Annotated in this window: 20 protein-coding genes; 14 read left to right on the forward strand and 6 right to left on the reverse strand. The window is 52.2% G+C overall.

Annotated features, from left to right (window positions below):
- Positions 1 to 11: 11 nt before the first annotated feature.
- The 5 genes from ppnP to EJE49_RS11650 form a co-directional block, all read right to left on the reverse strand.
- Positions 12 to 332, reverse strand: a complete 321-nt coding sequence (gene ppnP, locus EJE49_RS11630; protein WP_124951015.1) for a pyrimidine/purine nucleoside phosphorylase — start codon at positions 330 to 332, stop codon at positions 12 to 14.
- A 9-nt stretch (positions 333 to 341) separates the two neighbouring features.
- A complete protein-coding gene (locus EJE49_RS11635; RefSeq protein WP_124951017.1) occupies positions 342 to 1,556 on the reverse strand; it encodes an argininosuccinate synthase in 1,215 nt (404 codons plus the stop codon).
- Positions 1,553 to 2,473 carry an ornithine carbamoyltransferase gene (gene argF / locus EJE49_RS11640; protein ID WP_124951019.1) on the reverse strand — a complete coding sequence of 307 codons (921 nt, stop codon included), beginning with the start codon at positions 2,471 to 2,473 and terminating at the stop codon, positions 1,553 to 1,555. Before argF ends, EJE49_RS11635 begins: the two co-directional genes overlap by 4 nt.
- Positions 2,470 to 3,651, reverse strand: a complete 1,182-nt coding sequence (locus EJE49_RS11645; protein ID WP_124951021.1) for an acetylornithine transaminase — start codon at positions 3,649 to 3,651, stop codon at positions 2,470 to 2,472. The genes argF and EJE49_RS11645 overlap by 4 nt, the downstream gene beginning before the upstream one ends.
- A 76-nt stretch (positions 3,652 to 3,727) precedes the next feature.
- Positions 3,728 to 4,309 carry a superoxide dismutase gene (locus tag EJE49_RS11650; RefSeq protein ID WP_124951023.1) on the reverse strand — a complete coding sequence of 194 codons (582 nt, stop codon included), beginning with the start codon at positions 4,307 to 4,309 and terminating at the stop codon, positions 3,728 to 3,730.
- Between the two features lie 213 nt (positions 4,310 to 4,522).
- Here EJE49_RS11650 and EJE49_RS11655 point away from each other — a divergent pair, with 213 nt between their 5' ends.
- The gene (locus EJE49_RS11655; RefSeq protein WP_124951025.1) at positions 4,523 to 4,813 is read left to right on the forward strand and encodes a DUF3579 domain-containing protein; all 291 of its coding nucleotides are present in this window, start codon (positions 4,523 to 4,525) and stop codon (positions 4,811 to 4,813) included.
- A 138-nt stretch (positions 4,814 to 4,951) separates the two neighbouring features.
- Here the strand turns inward: EJE49_RS11655 and rpsT are convergent, their stop codons facing one another.
- On the reverse strand, positions 4,952 to 5,215 hold the full coding sequence (rpsT, locus tag EJE49_RS11660; protein ID WP_087446267.1) for a 30S ribosomal protein S20: 264 nt from the start codon (positions 5,213 to 5,215) through the stop codon (positions 4,952 to 4,954).
- A 134-nt stretch (positions 5,216 to 5,349) separates the two neighbouring features.
- On the opposite strand from rpsT, the gene murJ reads away from it, so the two are divergent.
- The 13 genes from murJ to EJE49_RS11725 all read left to right on the forward strand — a co-directional run bounded on the left by murJ (position 5,350) and on the right by EJE49_RS11725 (position 19,926).
- Positions 5,350 to 6,885 (forward strand): murein biosynthesis integral membrane protein MurJ, encoded by a 1,536-nt coding sequence (murJ, locus tag EJE49_RS11665; RefSeq protein WP_124951027.1) that lies wholly within the window; start codon positions 5,350 to 5,352, stop codon positions 6,883 to 6,885.
- A 61-nt stretch (positions 6,886 to 6,946) separates the two neighbouring features.
- Entirely contained in the window at positions 6,947 to 7,882 is a 936-nt protein-coding gene (locus EJE49_RS11670) for a bifunctional riboflavin kinase/FAD synthetase (protein ID WP_124951029.1), read from the forward strand.
- A gap of 5 nt (positions 7,883 to 7,887) precedes the next feature.
- Positions 7,888 to 10,665 carry an isoleucine--tRNA ligase gene (gene ileS, locus EJE49_RS11675; RefSeq protein WP_124951031.1) on the forward strand — a complete coding sequence of 926 codons (2,778 nt, stop codon included), beginning with the start codon at positions 7,888 to 7,890 and terminating at the stop codon, positions 10,663 to 10,665.
- Positions 10,658 to 11,128: a signal peptidase II gene (gene lspA / locus EJE49_RS11680; RefSeq protein ID WP_124951033.1), complete on the forward strand. Its 471-nt coding sequence runs from the start codon at positions 10,658 to 10,660 to the stop codon at positions 11,126 to 11,128. Before ileS ends, lspA begins: the two co-directional genes overlap by 8 nt.
- Positions 11,125 to 11,565 (forward strand): FKBP-type peptidyl-prolyl cis-trans isomerase, encoded by a 441-nt coding sequence (locus EJE49_RS11685; RefSeq protein ID WP_124951035.1) that lies wholly within the window; start codon positions 11,125 to 11,127, stop codon positions 11,563 to 11,565. Before lspA ends, EJE49_RS11685 begins: the two co-directional genes overlap by 4 nt.
- Positions 11,562 to 12,491, forward strand: a complete 930-nt coding sequence (gene ispH, locus EJE49_RS11690; RefSeq protein ID WP_124951037.1) for a 4-hydroxy-3-methylbut-2-enyl diphosphate reductase — start codon at positions 11,562 to 11,564, stop codon at positions 12,489 to 12,491. The genes EJE49_RS11685 and ispH overlap by 4 nt, the downstream gene beginning before the upstream one ends.
- Positions 12,492 to 12,530: 39 nt before the next feature.
- The gene (locus EJE49_RS11695; RefSeq protein WP_124951039.1) at positions 12,531 to 12,887 is read left to right on the forward strand and encodes a DUF167 domain-containing protein; all 357 of its coding nucleotides are present in this window, start codon (positions 12,531 to 12,533) and stop codon (positions 12,885 to 12,887) included.
- 282 nt (positions 12,888 to 13,169) lie between these two features.
- A complete protein-coding gene (locus tag EJE49_RS11700) occupies positions 13,170 to 14,552 on the forward strand; it encodes a ribulose-bisphosphate carboxylase (protein WP_124951041.1) in 1,383 nt (460 codons plus the stop codon).
- Between the two features lie 146 nt (positions 14,553 to 14,698).
- Positions 14,699 to 15,511 carry a CbbQ/NirQ/NorQ/GpvN family protein gene (locus EJE49_RS11705; protein WP_124951043.1) on the forward strand — a complete coding sequence of 271 codons (813 nt, stop codon included), beginning with the start codon at positions 14,699 to 14,701 and terminating at the stop codon, positions 15,509 to 15,511.
- Positions 15,512 to 15,529: 18 nt separating this feature from the next.
- Complete coding sequence (locus tag EJE49_RS11710; RefSeq protein ID WP_124951045.1) at positions 15,530 to 17,773, forward strand: nitric oxide reductase activation protein NorD; 2,244 nt, start codon at positions 15,530 to 15,532, stop codon at positions 17,771 to 17,773.
- A gap of 186 nt (positions 17,774 to 17,959) precedes the next feature.
- Positions 17,960 to 18,991, forward strand: a complete 1,032-nt coding sequence (pstS, locus tag EJE49_RS11715) for a phosphate ABC transporter substrate-binding protein PstS (protein ID WP_124951047.1) — start codon at positions 17,960 to 17,962, stop codon at positions 18,989 to 18,991.
- Positions 18,992 to 19,128: 137 nt separating this feature from the next.
- Complete coding sequence (locus tag EJE49_RS11720; protein ID WP_124951049.1) at positions 19,129 to 19,560, forward strand: phosphate-starvation-inducible protein PsiE; 432 nt, start codon at positions 19,129 to 19,131, stop codon at positions 19,558 to 19,560.
- A 39-nt stretch (positions 19,561 to 19,599) separates the two neighbouring features.
- Positions 19,600 to 19,926 carry a thioredoxin family protein gene (locus EJE49_RS11725; protein ID WP_124951051.1) on the forward strand — a complete coding sequence of 109 codons (327 nt, stop codon included), beginning with the start codon at positions 19,600 to 19,602 and terminating at the stop codon, positions 19,924 to 19,926.
- Positions 19,927 to 20,146: the final 220 nt, after the last annotated feature.

Here is a 20,146-nt window from a genome sequence, read left to right on the forward strand (position 1 = left end):
CGCCTCGATGCTTAAACTGCCGTTACAAAATTACATACATAATCCAGCGTTTCTACAGTTTCAATGTCGAAACTGCTATTACCGGGTACGCTGAACTGCTCGCCAGCCTGATAGGTTTTCCACTCGGATTCACCCGCCAGTTTGACTTTGCAAACGCCACTGTTTACTTCCATAATTTCCGGCAGGCCAGTATTGAATACCAGCTTGCTTGGAAAAATCACACCGATGGTTTTTTTGCTGCCATCAGCAAATAACACAGTATGGGATACACATTTACCATCAAAATAAATATTGGCCTGTTTTACCACGCTGACCTGATCAAATTGTGTCATCTTTAATTCCTATTTTCTTAATTTCGCTGCGATACGCAGACGTAATGCATTCAGTTTAATGAAGCCGCCGGCATCCGCCTGATTATATGCACCTTCATCATCTTCAAAGGTAGCAATGGTCGGATCAAACAGCGAATCCGTCTTGGAATCGCGCCCCACCACCATCACATTGCCCTTATACAGCTTGACGCGCACCCAGCCATTCACGGTGGCTTGCGAAGCATCAATCATGGTTTGCAGCATCTTGCGCTCTGGACTCCACCAGTAGCCGTTGTAAATCATGCTGGCATAGCGTGGCATCAACTCATCTTTAAGGTGCGCAACTTCACGATCCAGCGTGATTGATTCAATGGCGCGGTGTGCGCGCAACATGATGGTACCGCCCGGCGTTTCGTAACAACCACGCGACTTCATGCCTACATAGCGATTCTCGACCAGATCCTGACGGCCGATGCCGTGTTTTCCACCCAGACGGTTCAGTTCAGTCAGTACAGTTGCAGCACTCATCGCCACGCCGTTAATAGCGACGATATCGCCCTGTTTGTATTCCAGATCAACGTACTCAGCCGCATCTGGTGCCTGCTCAGGCGACACGGTCCAGCGCCACATATCCGCCTCGGCTTCAATGGCAGGATTTTCCAATGCGCGACCTTCATAGGAAATATGCAGCAGGTTGGCATCCATGCTGTACGGACTGCCGCCATTCTTGTGCTTCATTTCCACCGGAATGCCATGCTTCTCGGCATATGCCAGCAGTTTTTCGCGGGACAACAAATCCCATTCACGCCATGGCGCAATGATTTTGATATCCGGCTTTAGCGCATACGCACCCAGCTCAAAGCGCACCTGATCGTTACCCTTGCCGGTTGCGCCATGAGAGATGGCATCCGCACCGGTCATGTTGGTAATTTCGATCAGACGTTTGGCAATCAGCGGACGTGCGATGGAGGTACCTAGCAGATACTCGCCTTCATACACGGTATTGGCGCGGAACATCGGAAACACGAAATCGCGTACAAATTCTTCACGCAGATCATCGATGAAAATTTCCTTCACCCCAAACTTCTTCGCTTTTTCACGCGCAGGTTCCAGTTCTTCACCCTGACCGATATCAGCAGTAAAAGTAACCACTTCGCATTGATATTCATCTTGCAGCCATTTCAGTATGACAGAGGTATCCAGACCACCCGAATAGGCCAGCACTACTTTTTTCACATCACTCATTCTACTTTTCCCAACAAAAGATATTCCATTAATGCTTTTTGCGTATGCAAACGATTTTCTGCTTCATCCCAGACCACGCTTTGCGGCCCGTCGATAACTTCAGCCGCCACTTCTTCACCGCGATGCGCAGGCAGGCAGTGCATGAACAACGCCCCCGGTGCAGCAATCTGCATCATTTCTGCATCGACCTGCCAATCCTGAAAATCGCGTTTGCGTTCTTCGTTTTCGGCTTCAAAACCCATGCTGGTCCACACGTCAGTGGTGACCAGATCTGCGCCCCGGCAAGCCTCCATAGGATCGTCAAAACTCTCATAGTGACTGGTGTCGTACAACCCGGCACGCTCCGGCTCGACTTCATATCCGGGAGGGGTTGAGACATGCACGTTGAAATCCAGTGCCACCGCGGCTTGCAGCCAGGTATTGCACATATTATTGGAGTCGCCAACCCATGCCACCGTTTTACCGCGTATGCAGCCATGACGCTCTATATAGGTAAAAATATCCGCCATGATCTGGCATGGATGGTATTCATTGGTCAGGCCGTTAATGACCGGCACACGCGAATGTGCAGCAAAACGCTCAATGATGTCCTGCTCGAACGTACGGATCATCACGATATCGACCATGCGCGAAATGACTTCGGCAGCATCTTCCACCGGTTCACCACGACCCAACTGTGTGTCGCGGGTATTCAGGTAAATCGCAGCACCGCCCATCTGGTGCATACCGGCCTCAAACGACAAGCGGGTACGTGTGGACTGTTTCTCAAAAATCATCGCCAGAGTGCGATCAACCAAGGGATGATAGGTCTGGTAACTTTTAAAACGTTCCTTGATGATTTTTGCCCGCGCATAGATATACTCGTACTCTTCACGCGTCAAATCCTGAAACTGCAAAAAATGTTTGATAGGTTTCATGCTGCTGTCCTACTCAAAAATTCACGAATAATCGGGCTTAAACTGCTGACCAGCTGCGCCGCTTCATCTGCATTCATAATCAACGGTGGCACCAGACGAATCACGCTGTCGGCAGTCACATTGATCAGCAAATGTGCCGCCAGGGCTGTCTTTACTAACTCACCACAAGGCCGATCCAGCTCTATGCCTATCATCATGCCCACACCACGTATTGCCTTGACACCTGAAACCCCTGCCAATTCACGCTCAAAACCTGCGACCAGTGCCGCACCGATGAGGTTGGCATTAGCCAGCAAATTTTCGTCTTCCACAGCCTGCAAAGTTGCCAGACCCGCTGCACATGCCAGCGGATTGCCACCGAAAGTAGAACCATGATTACCTGGCTTGAATACATCGGCAGCAGCGCCGCGCGCCACACAGGCACCAATAGGCACACCTGAACCCAGACCTTTAGCCAGCGTCATCACATCCGGATGGATATGGGCATGCTGGAACGCGAACCAGGTACCGGTACGGCCAACGCCAGTCTGCACTTCATCCAGCATCAGCAGCCAGCCATTAGCATCGCAAACCTGACGCAATTCACTCAAATAGCCCGCATTCGGTATTTGCACACCGCCTTCGCCTTCAATAGGCTCCACCAGCACAGCCACCACTTCATGGTTATGCTCTGCAACCTGGCGTACAGCTTCGATATCGTTATATGGCACCCGCACGAAACCGGTGAGCAAAGGCTCAAAACCGGCCTGCACTTTACGGCTACCCGTCGCAGTAAGCGTCGCCATGGTACGACCATGGAATGACTTTTCCATGACGATAATAGTCGGCGTCGCAATCCCTTGCCCATGGCCATACAACCGAGCCAGCTTGATTGCAGCTTCATTTGCCTCGCAACCGGAATTGCAGAAAAACACCTTGTCCATGCCTGACAACTCACATAAACGCTGCGCAAGTTGTTCCTGGCGTTGGACCTGATAAATATTGGAAGTATGGATCAGACTGCGCGCCTGTTCGCACACAGCTTGCGTCAACGCAGGATGAGCGTGACCCAGGCCATTGACGGCAACACCTGCCAGCGCGTCCAGATAACGATTGCCAGCATCATCCCACAACCAGACGCCTTCTCCGCGTACAAAAGTGACAGGTTGACGTGCATAGGTATTCATCAAATAAGACATGGCAAGGACTTACATAAATAAGGTTGAAAACATGAGGGCGGCTTGCGCCGCCCTTTGAGTGCTGATTCAGCAGACTTTATGCAGCGAAATTAGCAGAAACGAAGTTCCAGTTTACCAGATTCCAGAACACCTCTACATACTTGGGGCGTGCATTGCGGTAGTCAACATAGTATGCATGCTCCCATACGTCGCAAGTCATCAATGCGGTCTGACCATTCGTCATCGGAGTTGCCGCATTGCTGGTAGAAACGATCTCCAGTTCGCCAGCGGTATTTTTTACCAGCCATGCCCAACCAGAACCAAAGGTGCCAATAGCCGCTTTACTGAATGCATCCTTGAACGCATCGAACGAACCCCATTTAGCATTAATCGCATCAGCCAGTGCGCCAGCAGGTGCGCCGCCGCCATTCGGGCTCAGGCAATTCCAGTAGAACGTGTGGTTCCATACCTGCGCTGCATTGTTGAATACACCACCGGCCGATTTCAGGATGATGTCTTCCAGACTCATTTCTTCAAACTCGGTACCCTTGATCAGGTTATTGAGGTTGGTCACATAAGCCTGGTGATGTTTACCATAGTGATATTCCAGCGTTTCAGCAGAAATATGGGGTTGCAATGCATCTTTGGCATACGGTAGCGCTGGCAGTTCATGTATCATTTTTTTCTCCGATCAGAATAAATAATTTACTAAAAAAATGTTTAGCCATATTCTAGCAGGTGTTAGCCAGTATGTTCTATCAATTCATGCGAGCGCGTACTGCAAACAGGATGAAACTGGGGTGCTATTGCAATTACTCGCAAAACATCTAACCGCAAGCACGCGATAGTCTGATAAAATTATCACTATGTTGTTTTTTGTGAAGTACACACAATGTCTGAGCTAAGCAATAACGAAATCCTTATTCAGGGCATAACCTCATCTGGTCGCACCTTTCGCCCTAGCGACTGGGCTGAACGCTTGTCGGGCTCGCTTTCCACTTTCGGGGAAGATCATCGCATGAGTTATTCACCCTTTGTGCGCCCTTTAACTGTCAATGGCATCAAGTGCGTCATTGTCGACAAAGCGCTGCAACAAGAACAACCTGCTGCTTTCGGATTTTTGATGGGGTTTGCCAAAGAGAACGATCTGACCATCATTGACCCAAGCCAGACCAACACCTAAGCAACCCCGCTTCCTAACGCATCAACCCTACCGTACCCAACCTAAACTCACCAAACAACAGGCGAAAAAAAACCTTACGCTTTTCAGCCATAAGGTTTTTTCACTTCCAGACCCGGCTTTGTTGCCAGGCAGGAATAATTACGCCATTGCTTTAACAGCAGCAGACAAGCGGCTCTTATGACGAGCAGCTTTGTTTTTATGGATGATGTTTTTATCAGCGATGCGGTCAATCACACTCATGGAAACACCAAAAGTGCTGGTCGCAACAGCTTTATCACCAGCCAATACCGCTTTTTGAACCTTCTTGATCGCGGTACGCAAGGTAGAACGCAATGCGGCGTTATGAGCACGCTGCTTGTCGTTTTGTCTTGCGCGCTTTCTGGCTTGTGCGCTATTTGCCATAATGTGAAGCTCCTGTATCGAATTTCTTAAAGCATGAGATTATAAATAGCTATTCCACCAATAGCAAGCCCCAACTAGCGATTGATTCACTTTAGCGCTACTATTGCGCCTCAATCTTCCGAACCAATACCACAATGAATCTGTTACAAGCCCTCGCCAAAGTCAGCAGCATGACGCTCTTGTCACGCATCCTCGGCTTTGTACGCGATGCCATTATTGCACGCAGCTTCGGCGCAGGCATATATACCGACGCCTTCTTTGTTGCCTTCAAGATTCCTAACTTATTGCGACGCTTATTTGCCGAGGGCGCATTTGCTCAGGCTTTCGTGCCCATCCTTGCCGAATACAAAAACCGCCGCGGCCACGAAGATACACGCCTGCTGGTCGATCACGTTGCCACCCTGCTGTTCATCGCCCTGTTGATTGTTACTGCCATCGGCGTGATCGCCGCACCCGCCGTAGTCTACATCAGCGCACCGGGATTCATCGACACGCCAGACAAATTCGCGGTCACGGTCCAGATGCTGCGCATCATTTTTCCATACATTCTACTCATCTCGCTGGTATCGCTGGCCGGTGGTATTTTAAACACCTACAGCCGCTTTGCCGTGCCGGCATTTACGCCCGTATTGCTGAATGTGGCGATGATCTCGGCAACCTTATGGCTGGCGCCGCACATCAATCCACCGGCTATGGCGCTGGCCTGGGGCGTGGCGTTAGGCGGCATTCTGCAGCTTGCTTTGCAATTACCGTTCTTGCACAGACTGGGCCTGCTGCCAAAATTCCGCTTCAGTTGGCATGACGAAGGTGTATGGCGCGTGCTCAAACTCATGGGACCGGCGGTGTTTGGCGTTTCCATCGCCCAGTTATCCTTACTCATCAACACCATCTTCGCGTCATTTCTGGCCACAGGCAGCGTGTCATGGCTATATTATGCAGATCGCCTGATGGAATTCCCTACCGGGATGCTGGGTGTGGCACTGGGCACCATCTTATTGCCCAGCCTGGCCAAACATTACGCCGACAACGACCCTACCCAGTACTCACAACTGCTGGACTGGGGCCTGCGCCTCACCCTGTTACTGGCATTACCTGCCGCGGCCGCACTGGCGGTACTGGCTTTACCACTGATAAGCACACTGTTTTTATATGGGCACTTTAGCGTCAATGACGTATGGATGACACGCCAGGCACTGATGGCCTACAGTCTGGGGCTGTTAGGACTGATCATGATCAAGATACTTGCCCCCGGCTTCTATGCTCGCCAGAACATCAAGACTCCGGTCAAAATCGCCATCATCACCCTGGGCGCAACCCAGATCATGAACCTGATGTTTGTGTGGAAACTGCAGCATGCCGGCCTGGCGCTGGCTATAGGACTGGGCGCCTGCCTCAACGCCGGGTTACTGTTATGGAAATTGCGCAGCCAGGGTATTTTCCAGCCGCAACCGGGCTGGTATGCATTCATGTTCAAAATCAGCACAGCAACTGCCGTGATGGCGCTGCTGCTGTGGTGGGGCATGGGCACAGATGCAGACTGGCTACACGCACATTTCGGTCGCCGCATCATCCATTTGTCCGGGCTGGTAGTGCTGGGTGTTACGGGTTACTTTGTCACACTCAGATTGTTCGGCATCCGCGCACGCCAGTTCATGCGTCGCGCCGCCTGATACTTTGACCCCATCCTTGCGACCCGTTAAAATTCACTATTCTTCGGCTTGAAACTTTTTTATGCGCATCACTCACGGCATCCACCCTATGGCCACTCGCCCCAGCGCGGTGGCCATAGGCAACTTTGACGGCGTCCATCTCGGGCACCAGGCGATGCTACAGCAATTAGTAGCAACTGCACGTGCACGCCAGTTAACGCCTTGTGCCATCACCTTTGAGCCTCATCCACGCGAATTTTTCACCCCCGAACAAGCTCCCGCACGCTTATCCAACTTGCGCGACAAACTGGACGGATTACGTGAACTGGGCATAGAACACGTGCACATTTGCCGCTTCAATGACATTCTGGCGCACATGCCGGCAACACAATTTATCGAACAGATACTGGTACGCGGCCTGGGCATGCAGCACCTGTTAATTGGTGACGATTTCCGCTTCGGCGCAAAGCGCGCCGGCGACTTTGCTTTATTGCAGGAATACAGCAAGACACACGGTTACGATCTGAATGCGATGACCAGCATTACAGTAAACGACCTGCGCGTCTCCAGCACCGCAGTGCGTGATGCCCTTGCCAAGGGTCAGCTTGCGCTAGCGCAACAACTGCTCGGCCGCCCATACCGCATCAGCGGGCGCGTCGCCCATGGTGACAAGCTTGGTCGCGAACTGGGTTTCCCTACGGCCAACCTGCCGATCAAACACACCAAATTACCGCTCACCGGCATCTTTGTGGTCGAAGTACACGGCCTTGCTGCGCAGGCTTTGCCTGCCGTTGCCAGCCTGGGTGTGCGTCCCACGGTTAAAACCGCAGCGCAACCGCTGCTCGAAATCCACTTGCTTAATTTTGATGACAATTTATACGGCCGCATCATCCACGTTGATTTTCTTGTTAAACTACGTGACGAAGAGAAATATCCTGATCTCGCAACTTTAACCCGACAGATTCAGCGCGATGTCGAATGCGCGCATGACTACTTTAACCATTTACCCGTCGCTTAACGCCAATGTCTGATTACAAAAACACGCTTAATCTCCCTGACACCCCATTTCCCATGCGCGGCGATCTTGCCAAGCGCGAGCCTAACTGGCTGGCACAATGGCGTGAATTGAATCGCTATCAGCAAATCCGCAAAGTGGCGGCGGGACGCCCCAAATTCATCCTGCACGATGGCCCGCCTTACGCCAACGGTGACATCCACATTGGTCATGCGGTAAACAAAATCCTCAAGGACATTATCGTTAAAAGCAAAACCCTGGCGGGATTTGATGCTCCCTATGTGCCGGGTTGGGACTGCCACGGCCTACCAATCGAATTGCAAGTCGAAAAACAGCATGGCAAAGCCATTCCTGCGGCACGTTTCCGCGAGCTGTGCCGCGAATACGCTGCCAGCCAGATCGAACGCCAGAAAGCCGACTTCATCCGTCTCGGCGTGCTGGGCGACTGGGATCACCCCTACCGTACCATGGATTTTGAGTTTGAAGCTGGCATCATGCGCGAGCTGGGCCGCATCCTCGCCAATGGCTATCTTTACCAGGGTGCCAAACCCGTACACTGGTGCGTAGACTGCGGCTCGGCACTGGCAGAAGCTGAAGTTGAATACGAAGACAAAACTTCCGCCGCCATTGATGTGGCCTTTGCTGTTGCCGACCCGGCGCAACTCACCGCCAAACTTGGATTGCCTGACTTCAAAGAGCCAATCTATGCTGTGATCTGGACCACCACCCCGTGGACACTGCCAGCCAACCAGGCGGTATCGGTGCATCCGGAATTCATCTATGACCTGATCCTCACGCCTAAAGGCATCCTCATACTTGCACGCGACCTGGCGGAGTCAGCCATCAAACGCTATGGTTTCGAGTCGGTTGAAGTCATTGGCCAGTGCACCGGCAGCTCGCTTGAACATGTCAACCTGCAACACCCGTTCCTGGATCGTTTGGTGCCGATTATCTGCGGCACGCACGTCACTTCGGAAGCCGGTACCGGCCTGGTGCATACCGCACCCGCTCACGGCGTGGACGACTATCAGGTTGGCCTGAAATACCATTTACCCGTAGAAAATCCAGTCAGTGATGACGGCAAATTCTTCGACAGCATTCCTTTCGTTGGCGGTCAAACTGTCTGGGAAGGCAATAAAACGGTTATCCAGCTGCTCACCGATAATGATCTGCTGCTGGCCAATGCCAAGCTGCTGCACAGCTACCCGCACTGCTGGCGCCACAAAACGCCGATCATTTTCCGTGCCACACACCAATGGTTCATCGGTATGGATAAGACCGATGCCAGCAATGCCAGCTTACGTAAGCACGCCACGCACGCCGTCGAAAAAACCGAATTTTTCCCGGCATGGGGACGCGCGCGTCTGGAAGGCATGATGAAAAACCGCCCGGACTGGTGTGTATCGCGCCAGCGCAACTGGGGCGTGCCTATGCCGCTATTCATCCACAAGGAAAGTGGTGAACTGCACCCGCGCACAGCCGAATTCATCGCGATAGTTGCCGAAAAAGTAGAAAAAGTCGGTATCGAAGCATGGTTCTCGCTTGAGGCCAGCGAATTATTAGGCACAGATACGGAACACTACAAGAAAGTCACCGACACGCTGGACGTGTGGTTCGATTCCGGTGTTACCCACGCCTGCGTGCTCAAAATGCGCCCTGAACTGGCACATCCGGCTGATTTATATCTGGAAGGCTCTGACCAGCACCGCGGCTGGTTCCAGTCCAGCCTGCTCACCGGTTGCGCCACTGACGGCCATGCACCTTACCGCGCGCTACTTACCCACGGCTTTGTCGTTGACGGCAATGGCCACAAGATGAGCAAATCCAAGGGCAATGTGGTCGCCCCGCAAAAGGTCATGGATACCTACGGTGCTGATATTTTGCGGTTGTGGACAGCGTCTACCGATTATTCCGGCGAGCTCACCATCTCTGACGAAATCCTCAAGCGTGTGGTTGAGTCGTATCGCCGTATTCGCAATACCTTGCGCTTCCTGCTAGCCAGCCTGGCTGATTTCGACATTCAGCAACAGGCACTGCCGGTTAATGAGTGGCTCAGCATCGACCGCTATGCCATGGTCATGCTGCACCAGTTTCAGGATGAGGTGCTGTCACATTACAACCAGTATGAATTCCACCATATCGTGCAGAAACTGCATCACTTCTGCTCGGAAGACCTCGGTGGTTTCTACCTCGACATTCTCAAGGACCGGCTCTACACCACTGCTGCCGATTCGGCGGCGCGCCGTTCCGCACAGAACGCGCTGTACCACATCACCCACAGCCTGACCCGGCTGATGGCACCGTTCCTCAGTTTCACCGCTGAAGAAGTCTGGCAGCAATTAGTGCAGGATCAGGATGACAGCATCTTCCTGCATCAATGGCATGACATCCCAATGCCGGATCACGCGCCGGCATTGGCTGAACAGTGGGCACTGATCCGTGAAACGCTGGCAGATGTGCGCAAACATCTGGAAACCTTGCGCAGCGCTGGCGATATCGGCTCTTCATTACAAGCCGAAGTAGCCATCCATGCCGGTGCCGCACATTATGCCGCGCTGGCAACACTGGGCGAAGACCTGCGCTTTACAATGATTACGTCTAGCGCGGAGCTGCACTTGACCACTGATGCCGCACCGCACATCAGCGCGCAACCAAGCAGTCACGCCAAGTGCGAGCGCTGCTGGCATTACCGTGCCGATGTTGGCACGCATGCTGACCATCCCGGCCTGTGTGGACGTTGCCATAGCAATTTATTTGGCGAAGGTGAGCACAGACATCATGCTTAAATTCAAACAAGGGCTCAGCATAGCCGCTCTGGTAATCGCACTCGACCAGATCAGCAAATACTATGTGATACAAGTGTTCGCCTGGGGTGATTTATTGAAAGTCACCAGCTTCTTTGACCTGGTGCGTGCCCACAATACCGGTGCCGCATTCAGCCTGTTTGCCAGCCAACCCGGTTGGCAACGCGGATTTTTTATTGCAGTCGCCAGCATTGCATCCGTCTTTATCCTCTATCTATTGCGCAAGGATAGCGGCAGTATGCTGTCCAAACTCTCTCTCAGCCTGATCCTGGGAGGCGCACTGGGCAATCTTATTGACCGCCTGGCGCATGGTTATGTCGTGGACTTCCTGTCGTTGCATCTAGGCAGCTACTACTGGCCAGCGTTTAATATCGCAGACTCCGCCATTACCATAGGTGCGGTTCTGTTAATCTGGGACAGCTTGAAACAGCCTAAACACGCATGAACACACACGTCCAACCGGGTGATACCCTTACTCTGCATTTCGCCATCCGCATCCACGGTGGCCAAGACATCGACAGCAGTTTTGATGATGCGCCGATCACACTCACGCTGGGTGACGGTACGCTGGAACCCGCACTGGAAAGCTGGCTGATCGACCTGCCATTGAACGAACGGCACGTGTTCATACTCGAACCGCAACAGGCCTTTGGCATGCATGACGCGCAACTGGTGCAAGACGTGCCTATTGACGAATTTCATGATGCGCCGCCGGTCGTTGGCAACCTGATCGAATTTGAATTGCCTGATGGCAGCCACCTCAGCGGACACGTTGCAGTGATACACGAACACGACGTCAGCATTGATTTTAATCATCTGCTGGCAGGAAAAACCATAGAATTTGAAGTTGAAATTTTAACCATACATCCCCGACTACCATGACTACTCATATCCTGCTTGCCAACCCCCGCGGCTTCTGTGCCGGCGTTGATCGTGCCATCGAAATCGTCGAACGCGCTCTGGAACGTTTCGGCGCACCGATTTATGTACGCCATGAAGTCGTGCATAACAAATTTGTGGTGGAAAACCTCAAGGCCAAAGGCGCGATTTTTATCGAAGACCTGGATGATGTGCCGACCGGCAATACTTTGATCTACAGTGCGCACGGCGTATCCCAGGCGGTACGCCGCGAGGCAGAAGCACGTGGCCTCACCGTATTCGATGCCACCTGCCCGCTGGTCACCAAGGTTCACCTTGAGGTGGCACGCATGCGCGACAAGGGTATGGAAATCATCATGATCGGCCATAAAGGCCATCCTGAAGTAGAAGGCACCATGGGGCAAAGCGAAGGCGGCATGTATCTGGTCGAAACGCCAGAGGACGTAGCCACGCTCAGCGTCAACGATGAAGAAAAACTGGCCTTTGTCACCCAGACCACTCTCTCGGTTGACGACGCCGCCCGCGTCATCGATGCGCTCAAATCCCGCTTCCCCAATATCATCGGGCCGAAGAAGGACGATATCTGCTACGCCACCCAGAATCGCCAGGATGCAGTCAAAGCGCTGGCACAGCAATGCGATCTGGTGATCGTCGTCGGCTCGCCCAACAGCTCCAACTCCAACCGTCTGCGTGAAGTGGCGCAAAACCTTGGGATAACTTCCTACATGGTCGACAACGCCAGCCAGCTTGATGCAAGCTGGGTGCTGGGTAAAAACAGCATAGGCGTGACTGCCGGCGCATCCGCGCCAGAAGTGCTGGTGCAGGAAGTCATCGCCCAACTTAAACAATTCGGCGCGGACAACGTCAACGAACTATCCGGCATTACCGAAAACGTTACCTTCCCCATACCCAAAGCATTACTTGAGTAATCCCTCCCACACCCACGACGGCACATCCTCCAGCTAAGCATGGCAGCCAAAAAACGCCAGAAAGTCGATGTGCCCGTCGCCACACCCCGCAAATCCACCAGTGATGCTTTCTTTTATTGGGATGCCGATACTCTGGTGCTCAACATACTAGGCAAGCCCAGCGCCAAGCAGGATGTCATAGGCAAAGTTAAAGGCAACCAACTCAAGATCAGCGTAACCGCAGCACCTGTCGCAGCCAAAGCCACCGAACACATGGTGCGTTTCCTGGCTAAAGAATTCGGGGTCGCCTACGCAGATATCGAAGTCGTATTCGGACACATGAACGTCAATAAGCAGCTGCGCATAAAGTCTCCCAAGCGCCTGCCATCCGTCATCACCCAATCTGTATCAGCTTAACCGCTAAACTAACATTCTGAATTTCATTCAGTGCTTATCTACACTGGGCACTAACTCGCCCACTCACAACACACACTTAATAATAACTTCATTATATTCGGCGGCTAATTTCTGGAAGTTTTCTATACTTTATCTTATTAAAAAATTACTATAAGCATTTACTTATCATAATAAGAATAACAATTGAATATATCTTATGCATTGCAGACTGTATAGTGCATGCATTGGCTTAAGCAGTAACTCGCAAAGCCTAGGCAAGCCCATCAATCACTGGAGAAAGCAATGGATCAGTCAGGACGTTATGCAGACCTTAGTCTGAACGAAGAAGATTTAATTAAAGGCGGCAAGCACATATTAGTTGCTTACAAAATGAAGCCTAAGCCAGGTTTCGGCACTTACCTGGCATGTGCAGCCCACTTTGCAGCTGAATCTTCAACCGGCACCAACGTTGAAGTTTCAACTACCGATGATTTCACCAAAGGCTTAGACGCGCTGGTGTATTACATCGATGAAGCAACTGAAGATATGCGCATTGCATATCCTATGGATCTGTTTGACCGTAACGTTACTGACGGTCGCATGATGATGGTATCCATTCTGACTCTGATCATCGGTAACAACCAAGGTATGGGCGATATCGAGCACGGTAAAATCCACGATATCTACTTCCCAGAGCGCGCAATCCAGTTGTTTGATGGTCCTTCCAAAGACATTACCGACTTATGGCGCATCCTTGGCCGCCCAATGAAAGATGGCGGTTACATCGCTGGAACCATTATCAAGCCTAAATTAGGTCTGCGTCCTGAGCCATTTGCTAAAGCTGCTTACCAGTTCTGGTTAGGTGGTGACTTCATCAAGAATGATGAGCCACAAGGTAACCAAGTATTCTGCCCAGCTAAAAAAGTGTACCCATTAGTTTATGACGCAATGAAGCGCGCTCAAGACGAAACTGGTCAAGCTAAGATTTTCTCTGCAAACATCACTGCAGATGACCATTACGAAATGATGGCTCGTGCTGACTTCATCCTTGAAACATTCGGACCAGATGCTGACAAAGTTGCATTCCTGGTTGACGGTTTCGTAGGCGGTCCAGGCATGATCACCACCGCGCGTCGTCAATACCCACAACAGTACCTGCATTACCACCGCGCTGGCCACGGCATGATTACATCGCCTTCAGCAAAACGCGGTTACACCGCATTCGTATTGGCTAAAATCTCACGTTTACAAGGTGCTTCAGGTATCCACGTAGGCACCATGGGATACGGCAAAATGGAAGGCGAGAACTCAGACAAGAACATTTGCTACATGCTGGAACGTGATGAAGCACAAGGTCCTGTCTACTTCCAGAAATGGTACGGCATGAAACCTACCACATCCATTATCTCCGGCGGTATGAACGCACTGCGTCTGCCAGGCTTCTTCGAGAACCTGGGTCACGGTAACGTTATCAACACATCGGGTGGTGGCGCATACGGTCACATTGATAGCCCGGCTGCTGGTGCAATCTCCCTGCGTCAGTCATACGAGTGCTGGAAGTCCGGTTCAGATCCTATTGAGTTCGCTAAAGAACACAAAGAATTCGCCCGCGCATTCGAGTCATTCCCAGGCGATGCTGACAAGATCTACCCAGGTTGGCGTGAAAAACTGGGCGTACACAAGTAATACGTACCTCCCAGGTAACTCGCTGCCATCAGGCGGCGAGTTGTTAAAAGCCCCTGGGATGTTACAGGGGCTTTTTTAACGCCTATTCCAACGTGTTTTGCGCCAGAACACACTGGAATACGCACTCAACTTTCAGCGAGACGATAATGAACAATACATTCGACATCACCCAATACCAAGTCACCGAGCAACCTTACTACCAGCCACAAAACAACGAAATTACGTTGTACGAGGCCGCTTACAAAGCACGCCTGCCAGTCATGATCAAAGGCCCGACAGGCTGCGGCAAGTCACGCTTTGTCGAATACATGGCATGGAAACTGAACAAGCCGCTGATCACCGTGGCCTGCAATGAAGACATGACCGCTTCGGATCTGGTCGGACGCTATTTGCTCGACAGCAACGGCACCCGCTGGGTAGATGGCCCCCTCACCTTAGCCGCACGTTATGGCGCTATCTGCTATCTGGATGAAGTGGTTGAAGCGCGGCAGGACACTACCGTGGTTATCCACCCGCTGACCGATCACCGTCGCACCCTGCCGCTGGATAAAAAAGGTGAACTGGTCGTTGCTCACCCGGATTTTCAGCTGGTCATTTCCTACAACCCGGGCTACCAGAGCCTGATGAAGGACCTCAAGCAGTCAACCAAACAGCGCTTTGCCGGTATGGAATTCGACTACCCGTTACGCTCGGTGGAAACCGAAATCGTCAGCAAAGAAGCCGGCATCGACGTCGATACCGCTGACCGTCTGGTACGCATTGCCGAGACGGCACGCAAGCTCAAGGGCCACGGTCTGGATGAAGGCATATCCACCCGCCTGCTGGTCTACGCAGCAGCTCTGATCAACGGTGGCATCACTGCCCGTGATGCTTGCCGCATGGCACTGGTACGTCCTATCACTGACGACAAAGACATCCGCGATACCTTAGACCACGCTATCGACGCGATTTTCGCCTAAGCGCGACCCGACCACGACATGACTGATACGCTTATCGACGAAATCAAAGCACTGTCCTGCGGCTTTGCCCGCGTGCAGAGCGTATTTCCGGATTGCTTTGCCTACGCCCAGAAACGCCTGTCACCCATTGCACTGACAGCTTATATTGACGGCGCGCGCACCCTGTGCAAAATGGGACGCGGCGAAGAACCGGTACTGGCATTCCTGGAAGAAACACCGGAAGTTGCTGTGCTACTAGGCGAAGAGATCATCGGTGATGTCGTCGCATTCGTACAAAAACTGACCCGCACCCCTAACAGCGCGGCCATTGCACCGTTTTTGCAAAGCCTGGCTTCGGCCGCACGCGCGCTGGAAAGCCGCGCGCTGTTCAACGAATATTTCCACCTGGTGTGGCAAACCATGGAGCGCACCAGCCCCAAGGTACATGGCATCGACTCCATGTACACCAGCGAATGCCTGGTTGAATTCCTGAACACAGCACCGTACATGTTCGGCAATTTATCGTTTGGCGGACTGCGCAACTGGGTAGACTACGGCGTCAAAGCGTATGCCAATGACCCCGACCGTCAGCGAGAATATTTCCTGCTGAAAACCGCGGATAGTCGCGCTGTCATGCAACGCGAGCGGCATGGCACGCTGTTTACCGACAGCGAACGGCAGCTGGATTTGTATTTGCGCGGCCTATGGCAAGCCGACACCAACTTCGTACCTTATTCACTGGCATTTGACGAAATCCGCAAACCAATCCCGTATTTTGATGCGCTCGGTGTGCACTTGCCTGACGTCTATGACGACATGCCCGGCGTGCGTGGCGTAGACCGCTATCGCGCCCTGCTGGCACATATCAGCGCACATCGCCTGTGGACCAAATCCGTTGTCGCTGATAACCTGAGCCCGTTTCAGCGCATGGCTGTCGAAGTATTCGAAGATTCTCGCGTCGAATACCTCGCCATGCAGCGTTACCCCGGCTTGCGCAAACTGTGGGCTGCCATCCACCCTGTTCCCAAAGAAGGCACTTGTCCTGAAGAACATTCGTGCATACGTCACCGCCTGTACACACTGTCACGCGCGCTGCTCGACCCACAGCACAGTTACACCAATCCCGACCTGCTTGATTTCGTCGCACGCTTTCATGCGGAAATGGCTACCGGCATCAGCAGCACTGACGAAATGGTCACGCTGGGTGTGCAGTTTATCGCCAAAACCCGCGTCGGCAGCGACCTCAGCGCCAAAACCTTTTTTGATGACACCGAAGTCGATTACCGTGATGACAATCGACTAATGTGGCAATACATTGAAGATGGCGATGAAGAAGATTACGACGAAAAACCGCAAAAAGCACAACCAGAGGAAGAGCCTGACAAACGCCTGCCTCCCCGACTGTACCCGGAATGGGATTACGGCGCTGAACACTATCGTCCGGACTGGGCCAGCGTCTACGAACATCTGCACCCCATGGGCGATGCTAATGACATCGACAAAATCTTGGCCAAGCACAGCGGACTGGCCAAACAGCTGAAAAAAATCATCGACCTGCTCAAGCCGCAGAATAAAGTACGCATCCGCTATCAGGAAGAAGGCTCCGAGCTGGATCTGGATGTGGCTATCCGCTCGCTGATTGATTATAAAAGCGGTGCCGTGCCTGACCCGCGCATCAACATGAACCATCGCCACGACGGACGCAGCATCGCCGTATCATTATTGCTGGACATGTCCGCCTCGTTAGCCGACGTGCCTGAAGGCTGCCAGCAAAGCAAACTGGAATTAAGTCAGGAAGCCGTCACCCTGCTGGGCTGGGCTATCGAACAGATGGGCGATAAATTTGCCATCAGCGGATTCCATTCCAATACCCGCCACGAAGTACGATACTTGCATATCAAGGGCTACTCCGAGCACTGGGATACCCCGGTAAAAGCTCGACTTGCTGCGATGCAGGCAGGTTACTCAACGCGCATGGGTGCAGCCATTCGCCATGCCGGCCATTACCTCGCACATCAGCAGGCTGATAAAAAATTGCTATTGATCCTGACCGATGGCGAGCCAGCCGATATCGACACCAAAGACCCACGCCTATTGATCGAAGATGCCAAAGTCGCCGTGCGTGAACTGGATCAGGATGGCATCTACACCTACTGCATCACCCTCGATCCCAAGGCAGGTGATTACGTCGGTGATATCTTCGGCAAGCACTACACCGTCATCGATCATATCGCCCGTTTGCCGGAACAATTGCCAAAACTGTTCATGGCACTCACGAAATAGGACGCTAACAAAACCTGCTATAACACAACCAAGCTTACTTGTTGCTTACATACAACGCATTGATTAACCTGACAATTTGTCAGCAACAAGTAATTCAAAATTCATTTATACCTTGTAGAGAATGCTTAAAATAATGTCACTGCAATCCATGTTGTGGTCATTATTTTTATACATATGAGGTAAACAATGCAGCCTACCAAACGCTTCATCAAGACACTCACCGCGACAGCCGTAGCCCTTAGTCTGGGATTCGGCGCTGCCTATGCCAGCGCTACCGAAATCACCGGTGCAGGCAGCACCTGGGTATACCCGCTGCTAAGCAAATGGAGCCAGCCCTATGAGCAAGCTACCCATGTCAAAATCAACTACCAGGCTATCGGTTCCGGTGGCGGTATCAAACAAATCAAAGCCGGTACCGTGAATTTCGGCGCCAGCGACATGCCGCTTAAACCAAAAGACCTGCAGGATAATCACCTGATCCAGTTTCCGACCGCCATTGCAGGAGAAGACATGATCGTCAATCTGCCCGGCATCAAGCCCGGCCAGCTAATCCTGAGCGGCCCGGTCATCGCCAAAATCTATCTGGGCGAAATCACCAAGTGGAATGATCCTGCCATCACCGGCCTGAACAAAGGCCTGAAATTACCGGATATGACCATCACCCCGGTACACCGTGCCGATGGTTCCGGCACCACCTTCACCTTCGCCAGCTACCTGTCCAAAGTTGATCCGACCTGGGAACAGAAAATCGGCGTTGATACCGCTGTAAACTGGGTAAACGGCATCGGCGGCAAAGGTAACGATGGTGTTGCAGCCCTGGTCAAGCAAGTTTCCGGCTCCATCGGCTACGTGGAATACGCGTACATTCTGGAAAGCAAGCTGAACTATGTACGCATGTACAACCAGGCCGGAAAACTGGTAAGCCCAAGCCTCAAAGGCTTTCAGGCTGCTGCTGCCAACGTCGATTTCACCAAGGCTGAAGATTTTTACGTCATCCTCACCAACCAGCCCGGTGTTGATAGCTGGCCGATCTCCGGCTGCACATGGGAAATCCTGAAAAAAGACGCACCTAAAGAAAACAACCAGGCAGTGGTTAATTTCTTTAACTGGGGCTTCGAACACGGCCAGGACCTGGCCAAATCGATCGCATTCGGCCCGCTGCCAACCAGCACCGTTAAAGCCATCAAAACCTACTGGCACGACCAGCTAGGCGTTTAAACAACTGCAACACCAACACCGTCCAAGGCATCCGGACGGTGTTCCCACTGCAACAACTTGACTCCCGCACTATGTCATTAGCGCAGCCAATAAAGGTATAATACCCACATTAGTAGCCTGCTTATTTGCATAGTCATATGAAAAAACAAATCCAGAATTTCAATCACTCCGCGCTATCACTGATAGAACATATCGGCCTGCTAGTCATCGCCATTGCCACCGTATTTGCCATGAGCAGCGAAGTAATGATTATGCTCAGCAGCAAAGCGGTAACACTGACAGACTTGCTGCTGCTCTTCCTCTACCTGGAAGTCGTCGCCATGATCCAGCGCTACTACACCTCAGGCAAATTGCCGGTTCGCTTCCCGCTCTACATCGGTATCGTCGCGCTTGCGCGGTACCTGATCCTGGACATGAAATCGATGGACGAATGGCGCATGATCGCCGTTACCAGCTCCATCCTGTTGCTGGCGCTGGCGATTTTGCTGATACGCTACGGCCATGTCCGCTTTCCCTATCTCAGCGACGAATCTTCCCCGACGACAGAAAAAACGGAAAACACCCACTGAAGCCGCGTTTTCCGGCACTCAGTTAAACAGGGGCAGCCCATGAGTACAGTGCCACACTACGCAGAAACCCAGCCAACCCGGGCCGAAATCGACCAACTCACAGGCTTGGTTGCGCTGGAGTTCGGCGTCGACTGGTGCGGACATTGTCAGGCAGCCCTGCCCCTGCTAGCAGCAGCCCTGGCAGCTCACCCACAAATACGGCATATCAAGGTTGAAGACGGCAAAGGGCGCCGCTTGGGGCGTTCATTCGGCGTAAAGCTGTGGCCGACACTGATACTGCTCAAAAATGGTGTGGAAATCACACGCCTGGTCAGACCTGTCGATATGGGATTAATAACAGAAGCGCTGGATCGGATAACAGATTAAATACAGCCTCGCCAGCGCCGTCACGGAGCACTGCGTTTAGGATGTCGATCACGCTCACGGGGGCTGTAAATAACTGGGGCTGTAAATCAGAGGGGCTGTAAATCAGATTGTGTAAACACCGTTTTTAAATATGCCCTTTCAGGCAGTCTGGACTTCACCCGTTTTCGTAGACATTTCTCAACTTCCGGTTTGTAACTGTTCGAACGCCATTGGACTCAGT

Origin of the sequence: Sulfuriferula thiophila (genome assembly GCF_003864975.1) — a bacterium.
GTDB classification, from domain to species: Bacteria; Pseudomonadota; Gammaproteobacteria; order Burkholderiales; family Sulfuriferulaceae; genus Sulfuriferula; species Sulfuriferula thiophila.